The organism is Pseudomonas sp. ARP3 (assembly GCF_001029595.1).
GTDB lineage: Bacteria > Pseudomonadota > Gammaproteobacteria > Pseudomonadales > Pseudomonadaceae > Aquipseudomonas > Aquipseudomonas rhodesiae.
On sequence record NZ_LEKF01000004.1, the window covers coordinates 145,789 to 166,777 of the forward strand.

Here is a 20,989-nt window from a genome sequence, read left to right on the forward strand (position 1 = left end):
AGCAATTGCTTACGGTTGGATCAATGCACATCCTTCCAGTATTCGCGTTTGAGCAGATAGGCGAATACGAAGAAGAAGGCCAGGTACAGCAATACATAGGTACCGATACGCTGGTGTTGCAGTTTGACCGGGTTAGCCGAGTAGGCCAGGAAGGTCACCAGGTTCTTGACCTTCTCGTCGAACTGCTCTTCATTCAGTGCACCGGTCTTAGGCACGATGGTCAATTGATCGCAGGCCTCATGGGTCAGAGGCGTGCCGGTCAACGGATCATATTGCTTCTTACCGTTCTCAACGACCTGAACCTGCTTGCATCCTACCACTTGGCGCCCCTGCAGGCCGACCAGCACGTTAGGCATGCCGACGTTCGGGAACACTTTGTTGTTCACACCCCAGGGGCGTGTCGGATCTTCGTAGAACGACTTCAGATAGCTGTACAGCCAATCGGTGCCACGCACACGAGCGACCAGGGTCAGATCAGGCGGTGCAGCACCGAACCAGGCCTTGGCGTCCGCCGGCTGCATGCCGATGTTCATGTGGTCGCCGATCTTGGCGCCAGTGAAGACCAACTTTTCCAGCATCATTTCATGAGGGATGCCCAGGTCATCGGCAACGCGCTCATAGCGTTGGAATTTGGCGCTGTGGCAACCCATGCAGTAGTTGGCGAACGTACGCGCACCGTCCTGCATGGCGGCTTTGTCGGATACGTCAATATCGACTTTTTCCAGTTCCGGCCCGCCATGTTCGGCAGCGAAGGACAGCAGCGGCAGTGCCGCAAGCATCAATGCAACGAATAATTTTTTCATCAGCCAGTCACCCTTTCCGGAACCGGTTTGGTCTTCTCTAGCCGGGTATAGAACGGCATCAGAATGAAGTAGGCGAAGTACAGGAAGGTGCAGACCTGCGACAGCAACGTCCGCCCCGGGGTTGGCGCCAGTACGCCCAATACGCCCAGGATCACGAAAGCAATGCAGAACACCCACAACCAGATCTTGCTCAACCAGCCCTTGTAACGCATGGACTTGACCGGGCTTCGGTCGAGCCAGGGCAGTACGAACAGCACCGCGATGGCCGCGCCCATGGCGATCACGCCCATAAGCTTGTCTGGGATGGCCCGCAAGATCGCGTAGAACGGCGTGAAGTACCAGACGGGAGCGATGTGCTCAGGTGTCTTGAAGGCATTGGCCTGTTCGAAGTTAGGCTTCTCCAGGAAGTAGCCACCCATCTCCGGGAAAAAGAACACGATCGAGCAGAACACGAACAAGAACACCACTACGCCGACAATGTCTTTGACGGTGTAGTACGGATGGAAGGGAATGCCATCCAGCGGGATGCCGTTCTCGTCCTTGTGCTTTTTGATGTCCACGCCATCCGGGTTGTTCGAACCCACTTCGTGCAGAGCGAGGATATGCAGCACCACCAATCCCAGGATCACGATGGGCAACGCCACCACATGCAGGGCGAAGAAGCGGTTCAGAGTGATGCCCGAGATCAGGTAGTCACCCCGAATCCACTGGGTCAGGTCATTGCCGATCACGGGGATAGCGCCGAACAGCGAGATGATCACCTGGGCCCCCCAGTACGACATTTGGCCCCACGGCAGCAGGTAACCCATGAAGGCTTCGGCCATCAGCGCCAGGTAGATCAGCATGCCGAAGACCCACACCAGTTCACGCGGCTTCTGATAGGAACCGTAGAGCAGACCACGGAACATATGCAGATAGACCACGATAAAGAACGCCGAGGCGCCAGTGGAGTGCAACAACCGCAGGATCGAGCCGTACTCGACGTCGCGCATGATGTATTCGACGGAGGCGAATGCCTCTTCCGCCGAAGGGTTGTAGCTCATGGTCAGCCACACGCCGGTGACAATCTGGTTGACCAGCACCAGCAACGCCAAGGAGCCGAAGAAATAGAAGAAGTTGAAGTTTTTTGGAGCGTAGTACTTGCTGAGATGGTCTTCCCACATTTTAGTGGCGGGGAAACGCGCATCCACCCAATCCATGAACTTGCTCATCACGCGTTCTCCTTATCGAGGCCAATGACAATAAGGTCGTCAGTTTCGTAGGTATGCGGTGGCACGGGCAGGTTCAATGGAGCAGGCTGAGACTTGTAGACACGGCCAGCGAGGTCATAGTGAGAACCGTGGCACGGGCAGAAATAACCGCCGACCCAGTCCTTGCCCAGATCGACAGGGGCTACTTCCGGGCGGAAGGTAGGCGAGCAACCTAAGTGGGTACACAGCCCGACCAGCAGAAGAATCTCTGGTTTGATCGAACGTGCTTCGTTTTTGGCGTAGGCGGGTTGGTCGGATTTCTCGGATTTCGGGTCAGACAGCTGACCTTCGATCTTTTTCAGATTTCCCAGGATTTCCTCGGTACGACGAACAATGAATACCGGCTGACCGCGCCACTCAGCAATCATCTGCTGGCCTGGCTCGATCTTGCTGACATTCACTTTCACCGGTGCACCTGCGGCTTTCGCCTTGGCACTGGGAAACCATGACCCCACGAACGGGACCGCAGCCCCCACCGCTCCTGCAGCACCCACCACGGATGTGGCTGCTACCAAGAAGCGACGCCGGCCTGCATTCACGCCGTCATTGCTCATTCAGTCCTCTCCCATCAGCTTTTTGGCCTGTTAAATCAGGCGTCTACTAAGTATTAAATCTGAACTTATAAAAATTTTGCCGAATGGTAATGAAAAGCCCCACCTCTGACAAGGGAATTACCCGGAGCTCCGGCTCCAGGCCTTGTAGTATAGGGGGTCTACGGATGTGGCAAGTTGTCACGCCAATTTTTATGCATAAATCGCAGGCAATAAAAAACGCCCAGCTCCGCAAGGAGGCTGGGCGTTCTTCTGAAACGTAAAGCGAATTAACGCTTCGAGTACTGCGGACGCTTACGCGCTTTACGCAGACCGACTTTCTTACGTTCAACTTCACGAGCATCGCGAGTCACGAAGCCAGCTTTGCGCAGAGCGCTACGCAGGGTTTCGTCGTAGCTCATCAGAGCGCGAGTGATGCCGTGGCGGATTGCGCCAGCTTGACCACTTACACCGCCACCGATAACGGTGACGTAGATGTCGAACTTTTCAACGGTCTCGGTCAGTTCCAGCGGCTGACGAACTACCATGCGGGCAGTTTCGCGACCGAAGAAGTTGTCCAGGGAGCGGTTGTTGATCGAGATGTTACCAGTACCCGGACGCAGGAAAACGCGAGCGGTTGCGGTTTTGCGACGGCCAGTGCCGTAATTTTGAGTCGCCGACATAATGAACTATTCCGTTAAAACTTCAGTTCTTGGGGCTGCTGAGCAGCATGAGGGTGGACAGCGCCCGCATAGACTTTCAGCTTGCGAAACATATCGCGACCCAGTGGGCCCTTCGGCAGCATGCCTTTGACCGCGATTTCGATCGGGGCTTCAGGCTTCTTGGCAATCAGGCCTTCGAAGTTGGAAGACTTGATACCGCCTGGGAAACCGGAGTGACGGTAGTACATTTTGTCGCTTGCTTTGTTGCCGGTTACACGAACCTGCTCAGCGTTGATGATCACGATGTAATCACCGGTATCGACGTGAGGGGTGTACTCAGGCTTGTGCTTGCCACGCAGACGGCTGGCGACTTCAGTGGCCAGACGACCCAGGGTCTGACCAGCGGCGTCGACGACAAACCAGTCGCGCTGAACTGTTTCCGGTTTTGCAGTAAAAGTTGTCATTCTTTAATAGCCTCAGGGGCCGCCCTGTAAATTAGACGGCGGATCTTACTGAATAGTGCGTACTTTGACAAGTCAAAGGCAGCCGGATACAGACGCTATCGGGGGCTCGGGTCGGCGCGTCCGTTCAACGGCAAGATTCTTCGGCAGGCGGCGCATCACTTCCACTGCAGAAAGAGGTGGGCAATTATGCAGATTGCGAAAAAAAATTCAACCTGCTTTTATGATTGTTTTCCCGAAGGAGCACCCGATGGATTATCGACAGCTGGGCCGTACGGATCTGAACGTGAGCGCGATAGCCTTGGGCACCATGACCTGGGGCGAGCAGAACAGCGAGGCAGAGGCCTTCGCACAGATCGAGCGAGCCAAGGCCGCGGGGATCAACTTTCTCGACACCGCTGAAATGTACCCCGTGCCGCCCAAAGCCAATACCTACGCCACCACCGAACGCTACATCGGCAATTACTTCAAAAGCCGCGGCGACCGTGCCGATTGGATTCTGGCAAGCAAGATCGCCGGCCCCGGCAACACCATCGACTACATTCGCGACGGCCATCTGCGCCACAACCGCAAGCACATCGTCCAAGCGCTGGATGCCAGCCTCAAGCGCCTGCAAACCGATTGGATCGACCTGTATCAATTGCACTGGCCGGAGCGCAGTACCAACTTCTTCGGCCAACTGAGCTACAAGCACAAGGACGAAGACGACCTCACGCCGCTGGAGGAAACCCTCGAAGCGCTGGACGAACAGGTCAAGGCCGGCAAGATCCGCCACATCGGTCTGTCCAACGAAACCCCGTGGGGCACCATGAAATTCCTGGCCCTGGCCGAAGCCCGCGGCTGGACGCGCGCGGTATCGATCCAGAACCCGTACAACCTGCTCAACCGCAGCTTTGAAGTGGGCCTGGCGGAAGTCGCGATTCGCGAACAGTGCGGGCTACTGGCCTACTCGCCCCTGGCATTCGGCATGCTCAGCGGCAAATACGAAAACGGTGCTCGCCCAGCCAAGGCGCGCCTGACCGAATACAGCCGCTTCAGCCGCTACTTCAACCCGCAGTCGGAGGCGGCGTGCAGCCGCTATGTGGCACTGGCGCGCGAGCACGGCCTGGACCCGGCGCAGATGGCCTTGGCCTTCGTGACGCAACAGCCATTCGTGACCAGCAATATCATCGGTGCCACCAGCCTGAAGCAACTGGACAGCAACATTGCCAGTGCTGATCTGAAGCTATCGAAGGAAGTACTGGAAGGGATTGAGGCGATTCAGAAGGATCATCCGAACCCGGCGCCTTAATTGGCATGTAGACCGCTATCGGGGGCAAGTCCAATCGTCGCACCGCCCTCCCACATTGAAATGCATTCCAATGCGGGAGGGGGCTTGCCCCCGATGACGCATTCATGACCAGCAAAAATCAAAGCGACCGCGCAATGATCTCCTTCATGATCTCATTGGTCCCCGCATAGATCCGCTGCACCCGAGCATCCGCCCAGGCGCGGGCAATCGGGTATTCCCACATAAAGCCGTAGCCACCGTGCAGTTGCACGCACTCGTCGAGCACTTTGCATTGCAGGTCGGTGGCCCAGTACTTGGCCATTGCGGCGGTGGGCACGTCGAGTTTTCCTTCAAGGTGCAGCGCCATGCACTGATCGACAAACACCCGACCGACCTGAATTTCAGTGGCCATCTCCGCCAGCTTGAAACGGGTGTTCTGGAAATCGGCGATCGCCTTGCCGAACGCCTTGCGCTCGCGGGTGTATTCCAGGGTCCACGCCAACGCCGCCTCGGCGGACGACAGCGCGCCGATCGCCACCGTCAAACGCTCCTGTGGTAACTCCTGCATCAGATAGGCAAAGCCCATCCCCGCCTGGCCCAAGATGTTCTCCTTGGGCACTCGCACATCCTGGAAGAACAGTTCCGAGGTGTCCTGCGCCTTCATGCCAACCTTCTCCAGACGCTTGCCCTTGGCAAAGCCCGGCGTATCGGCCTCCACCAGAAACAGGCTGGTGCCCTTGGCGCCGGCCTTGGGATCGGTCTTGGCCACCACGATCACCAGATCGGCGAGATAGCCGTTAGTGATAAAGGTCTTGGAGCCGTTGATCACATACTCATCGCCATCCAGCACGGCGGTAGTCTTGACCCCTTGCAGGTCGGAGCCTGCGCCGGGCTCGGTCATCGCGATGGCGGTGACCATCTCCCCAGAGATCAATTTCGGCAGGTATTTATGCTTCAGCGCCTCATTGCCGTAGTGCAGGATGTAAGGCGCAACAATGTCCGAATGCAGGGAGAAACCAATACCGGTCAGCCCCAGCCGGCCGATCTCCTCGATCACCACGGCGCTGTAGAGAAAGTCAGCGTCCAAGCCGCCATAAGCGTCCGGCAAGTGGGAGCACAACATGCCGGCCTCTCCCGCCTTGCGCCACAGGTCGCGATCGATATAGCCCTGCTTTTCCCACTGCCCATGGAAAGGCACGGCTTCTTTTTCCAGAAAAGTGCGCACGCTCTCACGAAAGAGTTCGTGGTCGGGGCTGAACAAGGTTCTCGGGATCATGGCGCACCTGTTTGGATTGTCGGACAAGGACGAGCCCACAGAGCCTATGCCGCCAAAGCGTCACGGGACACTGGACACATGCGACAAAAAATAAGACGATCCAGCCGTCTGGTGACCACTTTCCCCTATAAGAATAATTGAAATTATGTCTAACCAAATCTCCACGCCATTGCGGCGCGTCAGCATTTTGGCCATTGATCGGGTATTCGCTTCAACCCTCATGCAAGCCAAGGATTTCTTCCACCTCGCCAGCCTGCGCTATGGCAAGCAACAAGGCCTGGGCCTGACACCCGCGTTCGAAACGCGCCTGGTCAGCCCCGACGGGCAATCGGTGCGCAGCTTCAGCGATGTGATCATGCCGGTGGACGGCGGGCTGGAAGACGCCGATATCATCGTGTTGCCGGCCTTCTGGGATGATTTCGACGCCCTGTGCGGCCGCTACCCCCAAGTGCTGCCTTGGCTGCGCGCGCAACACGCACGCGGCGCCGTGCTGTGCGGCGAAGCCACCGGGGTGTTCTGGCTGGCTGAAGCCGGCCTGCTCGATGGCAAGGAAGCCACTACGTACTGGCGTTTCTTCAACGCCTTCAGCGAACGCTTCCCCAAGGTGCAACTCAATCAGGACAAGCACCTCACCGACGCCGACAACCTCTACTGCGCCGGCGGCACCACCTCGGCGTGCGACCTCTATATCTATCTGATCGAACGCTTCTGCGGCGCCAACATTGCCCAGGCCGTGGCCCGGGACATTCTCTATGAGGTGCAGCGCAGCTATTCGCCTGGACGTATTGGCTTTGGCGGGCAGAAGTTACACCAGGACGTGATCATCCTGCAGATCCAGCACTGGCTCGAAGAACACTTCGCCGACAAATTCCGCTTCGAAGACGTGGCCCGGGAACACGGCATGAGCATCCGCAACTTCATGCGGCGCTTCCAGACCGCCACCGGTGACAAGCCGCTGCATTACCTGCAACGGTTGCGCATCGAGACGGCAAAGGGCCTGCTCTCAGGCAGCCGCAAGAGCATCAAGACCATCAGTTATGAGGTGGGTTACGACGATGCGAGTTTCTTTGCGCGGCTGTTCAGGCAGCACACTGAGTTGTCGCCCAACCAATACCGCCAGCAGTTCCAGCAGGCTGCTTAAACCAATGTGAGAGGGGGCAAGCCCCCTCCCACACTTAGGGTTTGTGGCCGCGCGAGAGGAACTCGTGTGACTGCATTTCCAGCAAGCGGCTCAAGGTTCGCTGGAATTCGAAGTTCAAACGACCGCCGGTGTAGAGGTCTTTGAGTTCGACTTCCGCCGAGATGATCAGCTTGACGTTGCGGTCATAGAACTCGTCAACCATGTTGATAAAGCGCCGCGCGATATCGTCGGTGGTGACGCTCATCTGTTCCACGCCGCTGAGGATCACCGCATGGAAGATCTTGCCCAATTCGATGTAGTCGTTCTGGCTGCGTGGGCCGTCGCACAGCTGGCGGAACTCGAACCAGGCCACGTCGTCGCAGGTGCGTAGGGCGATGATTTCGCGGTTCTCGATCACCAGCTTGTCGTTTTCCACCGCCTGGGTGCATTCCGGCGTGAGCGCACGGAAGCTCTTACGCAAGCTTTCGTGGGCGGCTTCGTTCAACGGGAAGTGGTACAGCTCCGCTTGTTCGAGATGACGCAGGCGGTAGTCGACGCCGCTGTCGACGTTGACGATTTCAGTGTGTTGCTTGATCAGCGCAATCGCCGGCAGGAAGCGCGCACGTTGAAGGCCGTCTTTGTACAGGCCGTCGGGCACGATGTTCGAGGTGGCGACCAGGGTCACGCCGTTCTTGAACAGTTCTTCCATCAACGTGCCGAGGATCATGGCGTCGGTGATGTCGGAAACGAAGAATTCATCGAAGCAGATCACCCGGGCTTCCTGGGCAAAACGTTTGGCGATGATAGTCAGCGGGTTTTTCTCGCCCGGCAGGGTCTTCATTTCTTCGTGCACACGCTTCATGAAGCGGTGAAAGTGGGTGCGGACTTTTTCCTTGAACGGCAGCGCTTCAAAGAAGGTGTCGACCAGGTAAGTCTTGCCACGGCCCACGCCGCCCCAGAAGTACAGGCCTTTGACCGGCGTGTGGTCTTTCTTGCCAAACAGCTTGCTGAGCATCCCCGGCTTGCTTTGCGAGGCCGCGAGCAGGTCGTCGTACAGGCGCTGCAAATGACGCACCGCCGTTTCCTGGGCCGCATCATGGAAGAATTCAGGGCGTTTCAGATCAGCTTGATATCGTTCTAGGGGCGTCATAATTTCGTTAGCAAGGCAACAAAAACGGGCCGTCACTGTAACGACGGCCCTGGATAATGGCAATCAACCCTTGGTCGGGTTAATCCTCGAGGGGGGTCAATGCGATGCGCAGGGCTTCGACGGCCGCGTCAAGCGACGCAGGGTCGGCAAACTCAGCGCTGTCGGCCACCGCGGCGCCGTCCAGCCATACGCTGAAACGCAGACCTTCGGTGCGTACGTCCAACGCTTGACCGCTTTGCAGTTGTTTAGTCACCGCGCCCGCCGCCTTGCCATCGGCAAAGTTGCGTGACAGCAGCAATTGCTCGCCATCGGCGGCCAGCAGGCGGAAACGGAAACTGCCGTCGTCTTCACGAAAGCTAACGAAGCGCGCCGTCTTGGCGGCTTTCTTCTTGGCACTGACCGGCGCGGCCGCCTGATTGACGAACGAACGCAAGCCTACCGCTTCACGCAACTCGGCGAGGAACGGTGCGGCCACGGCGCGAGCCTTTTTGGCGCCGACCAGCAGCAGGTCTTCCATGTCCGAAGGGCGTGACATCAATTGGTGATAACGCTCGCGGGCCTCACCCAATTGGCCGTCGAGTAGTTGGAACAGACGATTCTTCGCCTCGCCCCAGCCCAGGCCTTGCAGCAGCTCGCCACGGAACTCTTCTTCTTGCGCTTTAGTCGCAAACGCCTGGTACAGCGTGAACAGGTGCGAGTTGTCCGGGTCCTTGGCTTCGCCCGGCGCACGCGAGTCGGTCACGATGCGCGAGATCGCGTCTTTCATGTCCTTGGCACTGGTGAACAACGGAATAGTGTTGTCGTAGCTCTTGGACATCTTGCGGCCGTCCAGGCCCGGCAAGGTGGCGACGCTTTCTTCGATCAACGCCTCGGGCATGGTGAAGAATTCTTTACCGTTGCCGAACAGGTGGTTGAAACGCTGGCCGATGTCGCGGGCCATTTCCACGTGTTGGATCTGGTCGCGGCCCACCGGCACCTTGTGCGCGTTGAACATCAGAATGTCCGCCGCCATCAGCACCGGGTAGCTATACAGCCCCATGCTGATGCCCGCATCCGGGTCTTCGCCGGCTTCCACGTTCTTATCCACCGACGCTTTGTAAGCGTGAGCGCGGTTGAGCAGGCCCTTGGCGGCGACGCAGGTCAGCAGCCAGGTCAGCTCGGGAATTTCCGGGATGTCGGACTGGCGATAGAACGTCACCCGGTTCACATCCAGGCCACCGGCCAGCCAGGTCGCGGCGATTTCCATGCGCGAGCGCTGGATGCGCTGCGGGTCATCGCATTTGATCAGGGCGTGGTAGTCGGCCAGAAAGTAGAAGGAATCGGCATTGGCATCCTGGCTGGCGAGGATGGCCGGGCGAATCGCACCGGCGTAGTTGCCCAAGTGCGGCGTGCCGGTGGTGGTGATGCCGGTGAGGATACGGGTACGAGTCGTCATGGGTAATCGCTTATCAGACTGCTATCAATTCGAGAGACGCGGCAGCACCAGATCCTTGAGGTCGGTGAGCTTGCCGTGAAAAAAGTGCCCGCATTCTGCCACTTTCAGCAGCTCATGGGGGCGTTTCAACGCGGCGGACCAGTCGTAAACCAACTGCGGGTCGACTACTTCGTCGGTTTCCGGCTGGATCAGGGTCAACGGGCAATTCTGGGGCAGCACATCGTTATCGCTCAGACGCATCACGGCAGCGGCGACCATGAACAGGTGCGCAAGTTTTTCGCCTTTGGCCTCCAGGCGCCCGCCGAGGCTCGCCGCCACATAGCCACCAAAGGAAAACCCGAGCAAGGTGATCGGCAGGTCCGGGTGTTTTTCCCGCAGCCAGGTGACGGCCGCTTCGGCGTCGTCCACCTCGCCGCTGCTCATGTCGTGAGTGCCGGCACTGGCGCCGACGCCACGGTAATTGAAGCGCAGCGTGATCAAACCGGCATCGCGGGCGGTGCGTTGCAGGGTCGACACGACTTTATTGAGCATGGTCCCGCCCTGCACCGGGTTAGGGTGGCAGATCAGCGCCAGGCCACGTGCTTCGGGCTGATCCAGGTACAAGGCTTCCAACTGGCCTACCGGGCCATCGATCAAAACGGGGGTTTCACGCATGAGCAAGGAATGAACTCCGTGACCTCTCAATGGGTCGACTCGTCTAGCTAAAAATCTGTGCATGACATCATTGCGAGCTTAATCGCGGTATACAGCGCAGGTCCGAGCCGTTAACGTAAAGCAAAGCCGTTTATAGAGGAAGGACTCGTGGAACACTCGCTCTTAGTTTGGTTGTTGCCGACTCTTGCCCTGGTTGCAGGTGTCGCCATTGGATTCCTGGTTGCTCGCCTGCTGCCGAATGCCGCGCCTAACCGCACGCAGCGTCAGCTCGATGACATCCAGGAACGTTTTGACAGTTATCAGAACGAGGTTGTTACCCACTTCAATAGCACTGCGACCCTGGTCAAGAAGCTCACTCAGAGCTACCAGGAAGTACAGGATCATCTCGCCGATGGCGCTAACCGCCTGGCCCTCGACGATATTACCCGCCAGCGCCTGCTGGCCGCGCTGCACTCCGATGCACCGCAAACACCACGGGAACGCCTGACCCCGCCCCGGGAAAATCAGGAACCGCCACGGGACTACGCGCCAAAAACGGCGGATGCCCCCGGCATGCTGGATGAGCATTACGGCTTGAAGAAGTAAGTCTTTTCAAGCCGCAAAAAAGCCCGGTTGATCGATGATCAACCGGGCTTTTTGTTGGGCCTCGTTTTTCGGAATAGTGGGCTTTAGGCCACGGGTTGTTCTTGAAGCCAACCGCCTTCGATCCGCACATGCCGGCCATGGAAGCGCTTGAGGCTGCTGCGATGGCCGACGCTGACGATGCTCAGCCCCGGCAGTTCATCGATCAATGCTTGATACAGCGTGGCCTCATCCTCTTCGTCCATCGCCGATGTGGCTTCGTCCATGTACAGCCATTGCGGGGCATACAGCAACGCGCGGGCGAAGGCCACGCGCTGCTGCTCGCCCGGTGAAAGCATGCGCTGCCAGTGGTTGGGCTCATCCAGACGGTCCACCAGATGCGGCAAACGGCAGGTTTGCAAGACCTGTGCATAACGTTGCGCCGAATAGACGCCGTCGTCCTGTGGGTAACTCAACGCAGCCTTCAACGTGCCGATTGGCAGGTAGGGCTTTTGCGGCAGGAACAAGTAACGCTTGGCCGGCAGGCGAATGCTGCCGTGGCCGGCCGGCCACAAATGCCCCATCGCGCGCAGCAAGGTACTTTTACCGCTACCGGAGCGGCCGCTGAGCATCACACGCTGGCCCGGTTCGACCACCATGTTCGCATCGGTCAGCAGATGGCGGCCGTCCGCCAGGTTCATGCCCAACCCTTGCACCACAAGGCGCTCCCCCTCCGCGCTGACGTCAATGGCTGCCGGGCGCTGCTCGTTTTCACTCATGGCCTGCTGGAAGCTCAACAGACGATCGCTGGTGGCGCGCCAACTGGCCAGCTCGGTGTACGCGCTGATAAACCAGCTGAAGTTATCCTGCACGTTGCCGAACGCCGAATTGATTTGCATCAGCTCGCCTAGCTCGATCTTGCCGGTGAAGTAACGCGGCGCGGCGACGATGAAGGGAAAGATGATTGCGATCTGGCTGTAGCCGGCGGTGAAAAACGTCAAGCGCTTGGACACCTTCATAATGTCCCAGAAGTTATGCCAAACCTTGCTGAAGCGTTCGCTCAAACGCTGATTCTCGTTCGGTTCGCCGTTGTACAGGGCAATGCTCTCGGCATTCTCGCGCACACGCACCATGGAAAAACGCAGGTCCGCCTCGAAGCGCTGTTGCTGATTGCTCAAGCCGATCAAGCGTCGTCCGATCAGGTGGGTGAGCCAACTGCCGACGGCGGCATACAACAATGCACACCAGAACATATAACCAGGGATGGTGACGCCGAACACATCGATACTGCCCGAAACACCCCACAGGATGATCGAGAATGACACCAGGCTGACGACATTACGCAACAGCCCGAGCCCCAGGCTCAAGGTGCCGGTGGTGAAACTGTTGAGGTCTTCGGAAATCCGCTGGTCCGGGTTATCGGTGTAACCGCCCTGCTCCAGTTGGTAGTAGTTTTTGTGGGCAAGCCAGCGCGCAAAGTGCTTTTCGGTGAGCCAGGCGCGCCAGCGGATGGTCAGCATCTGGGTCAGGTACAAGCGATACACCGCGCCCAGGATCGCCACGGCGGCAATCGCACCGAAATAACCGATCAATTGCCAAAAGGCGGCCGTGTCCTTCTTTTCGAGGGCGTTGTAGAAGTCCTTGTACCAATGGTTGATCCACACCGAGATCGCTACGCTGAACAGCGAAAGGCCGATCACCGCCACCAACAACAACCAGGCCTTGCCCTTCTCTTCACTGCGCCAATAGGGCGTGATCATTGCCCAGGTTCGGCGAAAGAATTGCCCACGGACCGCGTCATTGACCGCGGAGTACTCAGCGTTCTGATTCATCGTTCAGGCTCGGTAGGAAAAACATCACAGGCGTTTGAGCCGATCATAGGCGATCGGTTCAGGACGTCCTACAAGCTGAAGCGATTCGTTCAGTCGGGGTTCAGCGCCGTACCGGACGCTTCTGCAGCTTGCGCTGCAATGTCCGGCGATGCATGCCCAGAGCACGGGCGGTGGCGGAGATATTGCCTTCGTGCTCGGTGAGTACGCGCTGGATATGCTCCCACTGCAAGCGGTCCACCGACATCGGGTTTTCCGGCACCAGGGTGTCGAGGTCGGCATGTTCGGACAGTAACGCGGCGAGCACGTCGTCGGCGTCCGCCGGCTTGCACAGGTAATTGCAGGCACCGCGCTTGATAGCCTCGACCGCCGTGGCGATGCTGGAGTAACCGGTGAGAATGACCACGCGCATTTCCGGGTCCAATTCCAGCAATTTGGGCAGCAGCACCAGGCCGGAGTCGCCGTCCATTTTCAGGTCGAGCGCGGCGTAGTCCGGCAGGTCGGCCTGGGCGATGGTCAGGCCCTCTTCGGCGGAACCGGCGGTGCTTACGCGAAAACCGCGACGGCTCATGGCGCGCGCCATCACGCGGGTAAATGTGGCGTCGTCATCTACCAGCAGCAGGTGCGGCAGTTCTTCGCCTTCGACTTGGATCTCATCACTCATCGATATCTCCTCGTGCGACACGGGGCAGGCGCAGCTCGGTGAGCGTGCCGCCGTCCTCATGACTATAGAGCTTCACTGAGCCGCCGGCGCGGGTCACGCTGGCCTTGCTCAAAAACAGACCGAGGCCGAAGCCCTTGCCCTTGGTGGTAAAAAACGGTTTGCCGATCTGCTCGGCAATGGCCAACGGCACGCCCGCGCCGTGGTCGCGAATGCTGATGGTGAGGTTTTCCGTGTCCCAGTCCAACTGCACTTCGAGGCCTTCGGGGCAGGCATCAGCGGCATTGTTCAACAGGTTGAGCAGCGCCTGGGTCAAGTCCGGCGGCGGCGCCATGCGCGGCACCGGGCCCTGGCCCAGTAGATGGAATCGGTAACTGGCCTCGGGGCGCATCAGGTGCCAGCGGTTCAGGGCTTCGTCGAGCCACTGGGTCACGTCCTGCATCTCCACCGCCAGGCGGCGGTTGGCTTCGGCGGCGCGTACCAGTTGCTGCAAGGTTTGCTTGCACTGCTTGACCTGTTCGCGCAGCACGCCGAGATCCTCTTGCAGCGCCGGGTCGTGATGGTCCTGGGTCATCTCGTTAAGCAGCACGCTCATGGTCGCCAGCGGCGTACCTAATTCGTGAGCCGCGCCGGCCGCTTGAGTGGCCACGGCCAGCAATTGCTGGTCGCGCAAGCCTTCTTCACGGCGAATGGCGCGCAGTTCTTCCTGCCGGCGCAGTTCTTCGGCCATGCGCGCGGCAAAGAAAGTGATCACGGCGGCCGACAGGGCAAAGCTCAGCCACATCCCGTATATCTGCAGATTTTCCCGAGCGATAGGGAACGTCTGCAACGGATAGAACTGAGCCAGCAACAGGGTATAGAGGGTCAGCGCGATCCCGGACAGCACCACCGAGTAGCGCCACGGCAAGGTCACGGCGGCGATGGTCAGAGGCACCAGGTAATACGAAACGAAGGGGTTGGTGGAACCGCCGGAGAAGTAAAGCAACACACTGTGGATAAACAGGTCGCAAGCCAGTTGCAGGGCGTACTCCAGCTCGGTCACCGGCCAGGTGGTGCGCAGCCGGATGGCGGTAAACACACAGAGCACGGTGGAAAAACCCAAGGTCACGCCCAGTTGCAGCCACGGCAGCGGCAGCAGATCGAACCAATAGGCAAGCCCGACCGAGCCGGCCTGAGCGGCCAGTACCAGGATGCGTATGAACGTCAGGCGCCAGAGGTTCTGGCGTGTGGCGGAAGTCAGTTTTACGGCGGCGAGCATGAGCTCTCCCGATGAGTGCTGCAGGCAGATCGGCAGGAGTATAAACGAAGCAGACCGGCTGGCACGGCGTGTGTGGCTCTTTGACGCAGGCACACTGAATGACCGTTCGTCGCCCACACGACAACCTGTAGGGAATGTGTAAACCCGAAGAACCCGACATCAACGTCTACAGTCATATCCACAGGATCAACCCAAGGAGCTTTTATGTCTCGTTTCATTCGCAGCGCCGCCGTTCTAACCCTTAGCGCCAGCACCCTGGCCAGCCTTTCGGCGATGGCGGCCGATGAACTGCACTACAACCAGATCTCCCTGCGCGCGGAGGCCAGCCAGGAAGTAGCCCGCGACAAGATGATCGTGACCCTTTACACCGAAGCTCAAAACGCCGACCCCGCCAAACTCGCAGCCGACATCACCACTACCTTGAACACAGCGTTGGGCCAAGCCCGCGAAGTCAAGGCCGTCACTCTGCGTCAAGGCAGTCGTAACAGCTACCCGATCTACGACGACAAGAACCAGAAAATCACCGGCTGGCGCGAGCGCGCCGAGCTGCGCCTGGAAAGTGCGGATTTCCCGGCGCTGTCCAAACTGACGGGCGAGTTGCTGAACACCCTGAAAATGGACAGCATGAACTTCGCCATCGCCGACGCCACCCGCAAGGCCAGCGAAGACGCTCTGCTCAAGGACGCGGTCGTGGCGTTCAAAGCGCGCGCGCAACTGGTCACCGATGCGCTAGGTGGCAAGGGCTACAAAATCGTCAACCTGAACTTCAACACCAATGGTTATCCACAACCCTACGAACGAGGCGGGATGATGATGAAAGCCGCGGCGATGGATTCGGCTCCGACGCCGCAAGTCGAGGCCGGTACCAGCCAGGTCAACATGAGCGCAGATGGAGTGATCGAAGTCTTGCAGTAACCGTTGCAATCCACAAAAACGGCCCAGCCTGATAGCTGGGCCGTTTTTTTTGGCCTGCCGTTTTATCCATGGCATATCGTTCAGCGAACACGCCAGACAAACCCTCCATCAATAAACTCAGCGTTATTAAACAAGCTGATGAGCAGCGCAGCTCACACCCAGAACCCAGTAGGCCTTTACTTATATTGTCAGGCTAACATCACTGCCCACCCATAAAAGTTGAACCACTCCTCTACGCGCCGCCACATAGTTAAGCGAGGCTGAATCCAACGCAGCGGCTAGTTGGTCGACCACCCTCAAAGGAGTTTTTCATGCCACTCGCTATTCCAGCACAGAGCACCTGAAGCTCAAACGCAACACACTTCAGTGAAGAAATTAAATCCAAGGACAGGGTCACCAGGCACCGTCAGGAGAGCGGTGCAACGTCTATGTCTGACAGACAGGCATAGAGGCAACTTTATTCGAGCGCTCATAGGGATGATGGGATTGCGAAAGTGAATCCAATGAAGACGACAGAACATGTGATCTGACCCAGCCTCAAGATACACGCAGTTGATAAAGCAGCCGGCACACCGATGCCATCACGCCCCCACGAATAAAGTGAGCCTTTAATGAACATACAGTCAGTTGTGAGTCCACCGACCGTACACAGGCCTCATGCCCCTGCAATCAGCCCCCCGTCCTCTCAACGCACGACCAGCGAGCAAGACAAAAGCCGCTCATCGCAAGCGCCAGGTCCAGCCACGGCCAGTCATCCTGAAACAACCGTGCAAGAAAACGTGATTTATGGCTTCAGTGCTGTCTCTGCGCCTTCGGCTGGCTACACCCTGAAAGAGCGCGAGCAGCGCATCAAAGACTATTCCGTTCGCGTTCAGATGCTGCTTGGAAATATACCCAGTATTCGCCCAGGTGAAAGCAGCGTCAGGTTCCAGAACGCCCGCATGTTCATGGAGCCCGCAGGCTACTTCAGCGGTGGTTTATTGGCCGCCGGATACGACCCGCACGAACAATTCACAGTGACGTTCTCTGCCTATACGGGAAAGGGAAAGCCGGAAACCCTGATCAGCACATCGCAGCGCACCTACTTCGCATGGGAAATTGCCGCGGGTGCTTTAGCACACGATAGAGTCCAACGGGGCGGTCCTATCAACTTCAACTTTATGGAAATAGCGTCGAAGGATCAGAGCAAGATCAACGACCTGGAGACGGTGGGTAGAAGCCTGCAAAACCATTGGGAAAATGAAGTTTCAAAACCTATGCGCGACCCTTCCGGCCCCTTGGCAGCCATCTCCGGAGAAGCGGATGCCTATGCTGTAAAAGGCACCTTGCAAAGCCTGCGCAATAACACGGAAAGCTTTCAAAAACTGAGCCATGCAGGACAACAAGCGGTAGCGCGTACGCTGGATAAAAACTCGCAGGTCATCATTCCAAATGTGTATGGCTATCCAATGTCCGGGTATGCCTTTATTCCCTACACTCCTTACGATGGAAATTATGAACACCGGCCCAACCAGGGATTAATGATCGATATCAAGAATGGTTCCGTCCGCGAGCTACATGGCGATGCAGACTTTGCGCGTTGGGCCAAAGACAACTACTCCACTTTACTGAATCGTTTTAATACCGGAGATACGCAAGGCGGCAAGGATGCCCACTGGCCCAGTGCGAAGTATGTGCTCGATACGCTGATCTCAGGTGAAAAGGCTTACTTCCCCGGATACCACAACTTGCTCTCGGATGAGCAAATACCGGCTGCGCAACTATTCAACTACACACGCGCCCGCGGTGGCGATTACCAGTTGAAGTTTGGCAATTTGAACAACGGCGTTGCCTCCCACTATCAGGCGGTCAATGCCAAGAATGCGTTATGGTCCGATCAGACGGAAGTATTCGGCTCCTCACAGCAAGACTGGAAGTCCGCGAAAGACTTTTGGGGCAATACGTTCGGCTACGTTCCCATCATTGGTAACACCGGCAATATTGTATTCGGCGTCCACGATGCCCTCGATGGGATGACGGCAGAAGATCGTGTGGGAGGCGGTGCGGCCGCGGTCCTCTCAGGCCTGCAATTGGCCCATGAAATTGCTCCAGTCGCTGTAGAAGCCGGGCTGGGTGACGTCCTCAAAGGCGGTGGCCTTCCGAGCGCGAGAAATTACGCATGGAAGAAAAACCCGCAGACAAACGACTTTGAACTCGTCTACACATCCAAGCCCAAAACGAATACCGGTAAAATCGTTGTTCCGGATGAGACTCCGCCCGGCAACCGGCTGCGCCCCAGCCAAGCGGGACAAATCAGCCAGCACGCGGTACCGGATGGAGAGCACTTGATTGAAAACACTGTCCCCAACGCCAAGGGCATTTATCAGATCAAGGATGCAAGCACAGGCGCCGACCGCTGGTTGATCCGCTACACCGACGCAACAGGCATCAAAAAGGTGTACGAGATCCGAGGGGATTTCAAGCTGAGCAACAATTACGTGCAGATTATTGACCCCGAAACCAGACGGCCTGTGATGACCGTCCACTCTTCGGGCAATGGCGAATGGACGCCGGCCAAAGGAAGCGGAGGCATCCGCTGGCCCTGGACGCGCGACCAGTCACCCACCCCCAGCGATGACCCGAAGTCCCCACCTTCCTTTGCCAGTCATTTCCGCGATTACACAGGCAGCCCCATGAAAGGTTCCGAAAGAGTCGATGAATTCTTGAAACCCAACGCGGGAACCCACTACGACTTCGCCATTTCCAATTTTGAGGCTGAAGAAGGCCAGCCCAAAACAAACTTCAAGGTTCTATGGAATGTCGACGAAACTGAGTTTTCCGTTGGCGCGGGTGAAAAGGCGCAGCCCACGGAGCACAGCCCCAACGAATACTCACCCAACTTTGTTTTGGATATAAACCGCAACCCCTACACCGTCACCACAACAGAAAATGGACTGACCAAAACCCTGCGACTGGATGCCACGGCGAACTCGGCCGAAGGTATCAGGCAAGCGCGGCTCAGTCAGTTTGAGAGCGCCATTCCGGATGACGACCTGCGTGCACGCATTTCCGAAGTCGCCCATCAAGGCTCAATAGCCCCCGCCACCATTGAGTTGAACGGCGGTTCGGTATTGCAGGATGGCTACTACTTTGGCGCTGACGACACCCAGTTTCACATCTATCACGACCGGTCCAACAATCTAACGAAAGTCGAGATCACGTCCAAAGGGCACCTCTCCAATCCGGAAAACGATGTCAACCGCGTTCCGGGGGTGGAAGTGACCATCAAGAGAACTTTCACGATCCGGGAAGGCAATGAACTGGATAGTATGTTCACGATCGACAAAGATGCGCCCACTCAAATCGAAGTAGCGGTCGCCGGGTAGTCGAAGTGTCGCCACACAGCCCACTTACCTGATCCCCCGAACGGCGGTAACCTCGGTCACCGCCGTTACGCTTGAGCAGCGTTCATACGCCTGCCACTTCAGGGGTCTACATGGAAAGAATCGCCTTAAAACCACTCGTCCTCGCCGCCGGCCTGCTGGCCTTTATGCCGATGGTCCAGGCCGCCAGCACTCTGGTCTATTGCTCCGAAGCCAGCCCCGCCGGGTTCGACCCTAGCCAATACACCAGTGGCACCGACTTTGATGCGTCCGCCGAAACCGTGTTCAATCGCCTGACCCAGTTCAAGCGTGGCGGCACTGAGGTCGAGCCTGGGTTAGCGACCCGCTGGGAGGTATCCAACGACGGCCTGACCTACACCTTCCACCTGCGAGAAGGCGTCAAGTTCCACACTACTGACTTCTTCAAACCCACTCGTGATTTCAACGCGGATGACGTGCTATTCACCTTCAACCGCCTGTTGGACGCCGAAACCCCGTTCCGCAAGGCCTATCCTTCCGAGTCGCCGTACTTCACCGACATGGGCCTGAACACCACGATCAAGCATGTCGACAAACTCGACGAGCACACCGTGCGCTTCAGCCTGAACAACGTCGACGCCGCGTTCGTGCAGAACCTGGCCATGAGCTTTGCCTCCGTGCAATCGGCCGAGTACGCGGGCCAATTGTTGAAAGACGGCAAGGCCGAAGATATCAACCAGAAGCCGGTGGGCACCGGGCCGTTCGTGTTCAAACGTTATCAGAAGGACTCGCAGATTCGCTACGTGGCCAATAAACAGTATTGGAAACCCGAGGATGTGAAGCTCGACAACCTGGTCTTCGCGATTACCCCCGACGCCGCTTCGCGCCTGCAAAAACTCAAGGCCGGCGAATGCCAGGTCAGCGGCTATCCGCGCCCTGCCGACATTGAGGTGATGAAACAGGACCCGAATCTGCGCGTGCTGCAACAAGCTGGTTTCAACCTGGGCTTCCTGGCCTACAACGTGACGCATCCGCCGTTGGATCAGTTGAAAGTGCGCCAGGCTCTGGACATGGCCATCGACAAGCAGGCGATTATCAAAGCGGTGTATCAAGGTGCCGGACAATTGGCGCAGAACGCGCTGCCACCGGCCCAGTGGTCTTATGACCCATCGCTGAAGGACGCGCCCTACGACCCGGTCAAAGCCAAGGCGCTACTAAAAGAAGCAGGGGTTGCACCCGGCACCACCCTCAACCTGTGGGCGATGACCGTACAACGCGCATCCAACCCGAACGCGCGCATGTCGGCCCAGATGATTCAACAGGATTGGGCCAAGGTGGGCATCAACGCCAATATCGTCAGCTACGAATGGGGCGAGTACATCAAACGGGCCAAAAATGGCGAGCACGACGCGATGATTTACGGCTGGACCGGCGATAACGGCGACCCGGATAACTGGCTCGGCGTGCTCTACAGTTGTGCCGCGCTCAAGGGCAGCAACTACGCCAAATGGTGTAACCCGGCGTACGACAAACTGGTGCAGCAGGCCAAAGTGAGCAACGACCGCGCGCAGCGCATCAAGTGGTATCAACAGGCACAAAAAATTCTTAAGGAACAAGTACCTATAACGCCTATTGCGAACTCGACGGTTTTCCAACCTCTGCGCAAGGAAGTCAAAGACTTCAAAATCAGCCCCTTTGGGCTCACGCCCTTTTATGGCGTGAGTCTGGAGAAGTAACAGTGACGCCCCAATCGAGTGCGCTAGACGCCTCGGTTGGCCTTTCTTGGTGCAAGCCGCGCACCGAAAAAACCCTC

18 protein-coding genes are annotated in these 20,989 nt (G+C 57.8%); 6 read left to right on the forward strand and 12 right to left on the reverse strand.

Annotated elements, in window-relative coordinates; all coding sequences use genetic code 11:
* Positions 1 to 20 precede the first annotated feature (20 nt).
* The 5 genes from ABX75_RS06780 to rplM form a co-directional block, all read right to left on the reverse strand.
* On the reverse strand, positions 21 to 803 hold the full coding sequence (locus ABX75_RS06780; RefSeq protein WP_034095879.1) for a cytochrome c1: 783 nt from the start codon (positions 801 to 803) through the stop codon (positions 21 to 23).
* Complete coding sequence (locus ABX75_RS06785) at positions 803 to 2,014, reverse strand: cytochrome bc complex cytochrome b subunit (RefSeq protein ID WP_034136967.1); 1,212 nt, start codon at positions 2,012 to 2,014, stop codon at positions 803 to 805. The genes ABX75_RS06780 and ABX75_RS06785 overlap by 1 nt, the downstream gene beginning before the upstream one ends.
* The gene (petA, locus tag ABX75_RS06790; protein ID WP_034095877.1) at positions 2,014 to 2,607 is read right to left on the reverse strand and encodes a ubiquinol-cytochrome c reductase iron-sulfur subunit; all 594 of its coding nucleotides are present in this window, start codon (positions 2,605 to 2,607) and stop codon (positions 2,014 to 2,016) included. Before petA ends, ABX75_RS06785 begins: the two co-directional genes overlap by 1 nt.
* Positions 2,608 to 2,873: 266 nt before the next feature.
* A complete protein-coding gene (gene rpsI, locus ABX75_RS06795) occupies positions 2,874 to 3,266 on the reverse strand; it encodes a 30S ribosomal protein S9 (RefSeq protein ID WP_016971570.1) in 393 nt (130 codons plus the stop codon).
* A gap of 14 nt (positions 3,267 to 3,280) precedes the next feature.
* Positions 3,281 to 3,709, reverse strand: a complete 429-nt coding sequence (gene rplM, locus ABX75_RS06800) for a 50S ribosomal protein L13 (RefSeq protein WP_003188508.1) — start codon at positions 3,707 to 3,709, stop codon at positions 3,281 to 3,283.
* 247 nt (positions 3,710 to 3,956) lie between these two features.
* Between rplM and ABX75_RS06805 the strand changes: the two genes are divergently transcribed.
* Complete coding sequence (locus ABX75_RS06805) at positions 3,957 to 4,997, forward strand: NADP(H)-dependent aldo-keto reductase (RefSeq protein ID WP_034095876.1); 1,041 nt, start codon at positions 3,957 to 3,959, stop codon at positions 4,995 to 4,997.
* 118 nt (positions 4,998 to 5,115) lie between these two features.
* Here ABX75_RS06805 and ABX75_RS06810 read toward each other — a convergent pair whose 3' ends face one another.
* Positions 5,116 to 6,252, reverse strand: coding sequence for an acyl-CoA dehydrogenase family protein (locus tag ABX75_RS06810; RefSeq protein WP_034111752.1), 1,137 nt, complete (start codon positions 6,250 to 6,252; stop codon positions 5,116 to 5,118).
* 220 nt (positions 6,253 to 6,472) lie between these two features.
* Between ABX75_RS06810 and ABX75_RS06815 the strand changes: the two genes are divergently transcribed.
* Positions 6,473 to 7,393: a GlxA family transcriptional regulator gene (locus tag ABX75_RS06815; RefSeq protein ID WP_169868007.1), complete on the forward strand. Its 921-nt coding sequence runs from the start codon at positions 6,473 to 6,475 to the stop codon at positions 7,391 to 7,393.
* A gap of 34 nt (positions 7,394 to 7,427) precedes the next feature.
* Here ABX75_RS06815 and zapE read toward each other — a convergent pair whose 3' ends face one another.
* The 3 genes from zapE to ABX75_RS06830 form a co-directional block, all read right to left on the reverse strand.
* Complete coding sequence (zapE, locus tag ABX75_RS06820) at positions 7,428 to 8,522, reverse strand: cell division protein ZapE (protein WP_034095873.1); 1,095 nt, start codon at positions 8,520 to 8,522, stop codon at positions 7,428 to 7,430.
* 79 nt (positions 8,523 to 8,601) lie between these two features.
* Complete coding sequence (locus ABX75_RS06825) at positions 8,602 to 9,957, reverse strand: tryptophan--tRNA ligase (RefSeq protein ID WP_034111750.1); 1,356 nt, start codon at positions 9,955 to 9,957, stop codon at positions 8,602 to 8,604.
* Between the two features lie 24 nt (positions 9,958 to 9,981).
* On the reverse strand, positions 9,982 to 10,611 hold the full coding sequence (locus tag ABX75_RS06830) for an alpha/beta hydrolase (protein WP_047881659.1): 630 nt from the start codon (positions 10,609 to 10,611) through the stop codon (positions 9,982 to 9,984).
* Positions 10,612 to 10,758: 147 nt separating this feature from the next.
* Here ABX75_RS06830 and ABX75_RS06835 point away from each other — a divergent pair, with 147 nt between their 5' ends.
* Positions 10,759 to 11,196 (forward strand): YhcB family protein, encoded by a 438-nt coding sequence (locus ABX75_RS06835; RefSeq protein WP_034095870.1) that lies wholly within the window; start codon positions 10,759 to 10,761, stop codon positions 11,194 to 11,196.
* An 83-nt stretch (positions 11,197 to 11,279) separates the two neighbouring features.
* Here the strand turns inward: ABX75_RS06835 and ABX75_RS06840 are convergent, their stop codons facing one another.
* From ABX75_RS06840 to ABX75_RS06850, 3 genes are all read right to left on the reverse strand, one after another.
* Positions 11,280 to 13,004, reverse strand: a complete 1,725-nt coding sequence (locus ABX75_RS06840) for an ABC transporter ATP-binding protein/permease (protein WP_034111746.1) — start codon at positions 13,002 to 13,004, stop codon at positions 11,280 to 11,282.
* A 100-nt stretch (positions 13,005 to 13,104) separates the two neighbouring features.
* A complete protein-coding gene (locus ABX75_RS06845) occupies positions 13,105 to 13,665 on the reverse strand; it encodes a response regulator transcription factor (RefSeq protein ID WP_003171731.1) in 561 nt (186 codons plus the stop codon).
* Positions 13,658 to 14,920: an ATP-binding protein gene (locus tag ABX75_RS06850; RefSeq protein ID WP_034095868.1), complete on the reverse strand. Its 1,263-nt coding sequence runs from the start codon at positions 14,918 to 14,920 to the stop codon at positions 13,658 to 13,660. Before ABX75_RS06850 ends, ABX75_RS06845 begins: the two co-directional genes overlap by 8 nt.
* A gap of 204 nt (positions 14,921 to 15,124) precedes the next feature.
* Here ABX75_RS06850 and ABX75_RS06855 point away from each other — a divergent pair, with 204 nt between their 5' ends.
* The 3 genes from ABX75_RS06855 (at position 15,125) to ABX75_RS06865 (ending at position 20,912) form a co-directional block, all read left to right on the forward strand.
* A complete protein-coding gene (locus tag ABX75_RS06855) occupies positions 15,125 to 15,835 on the forward strand; it encodes an SIMPL domain-containing protein (protein ID WP_034111744.1) in 711 nt (236 codons plus the stop codon).
* Positions 15,836 to 16,602: 767 nt separating this feature from the next.
* Positions 16,603 to 19,200, forward strand: a complete 2,598-nt coding sequence (locus ABX75_RS06860; RefSeq protein WP_236238625.1) for a hypothetical protein — start codon at positions 16,603 to 16,605, stop codon at positions 19,198 to 19,200.
* Between the two features lie 110 nt (positions 19,201 to 19,310).
* On the forward strand, positions 19,311 to 20,912 hold the full coding sequence (locus ABX75_RS06865; protein WP_047881660.1) for an ABC transporter substrate-binding protein: 1,602 nt from the start codon (positions 19,311 to 19,313) through the stop codon (positions 20,910 to 20,912).
* Positions 20,913 to 20,989 lie beyond the last annotated feature (77 nt).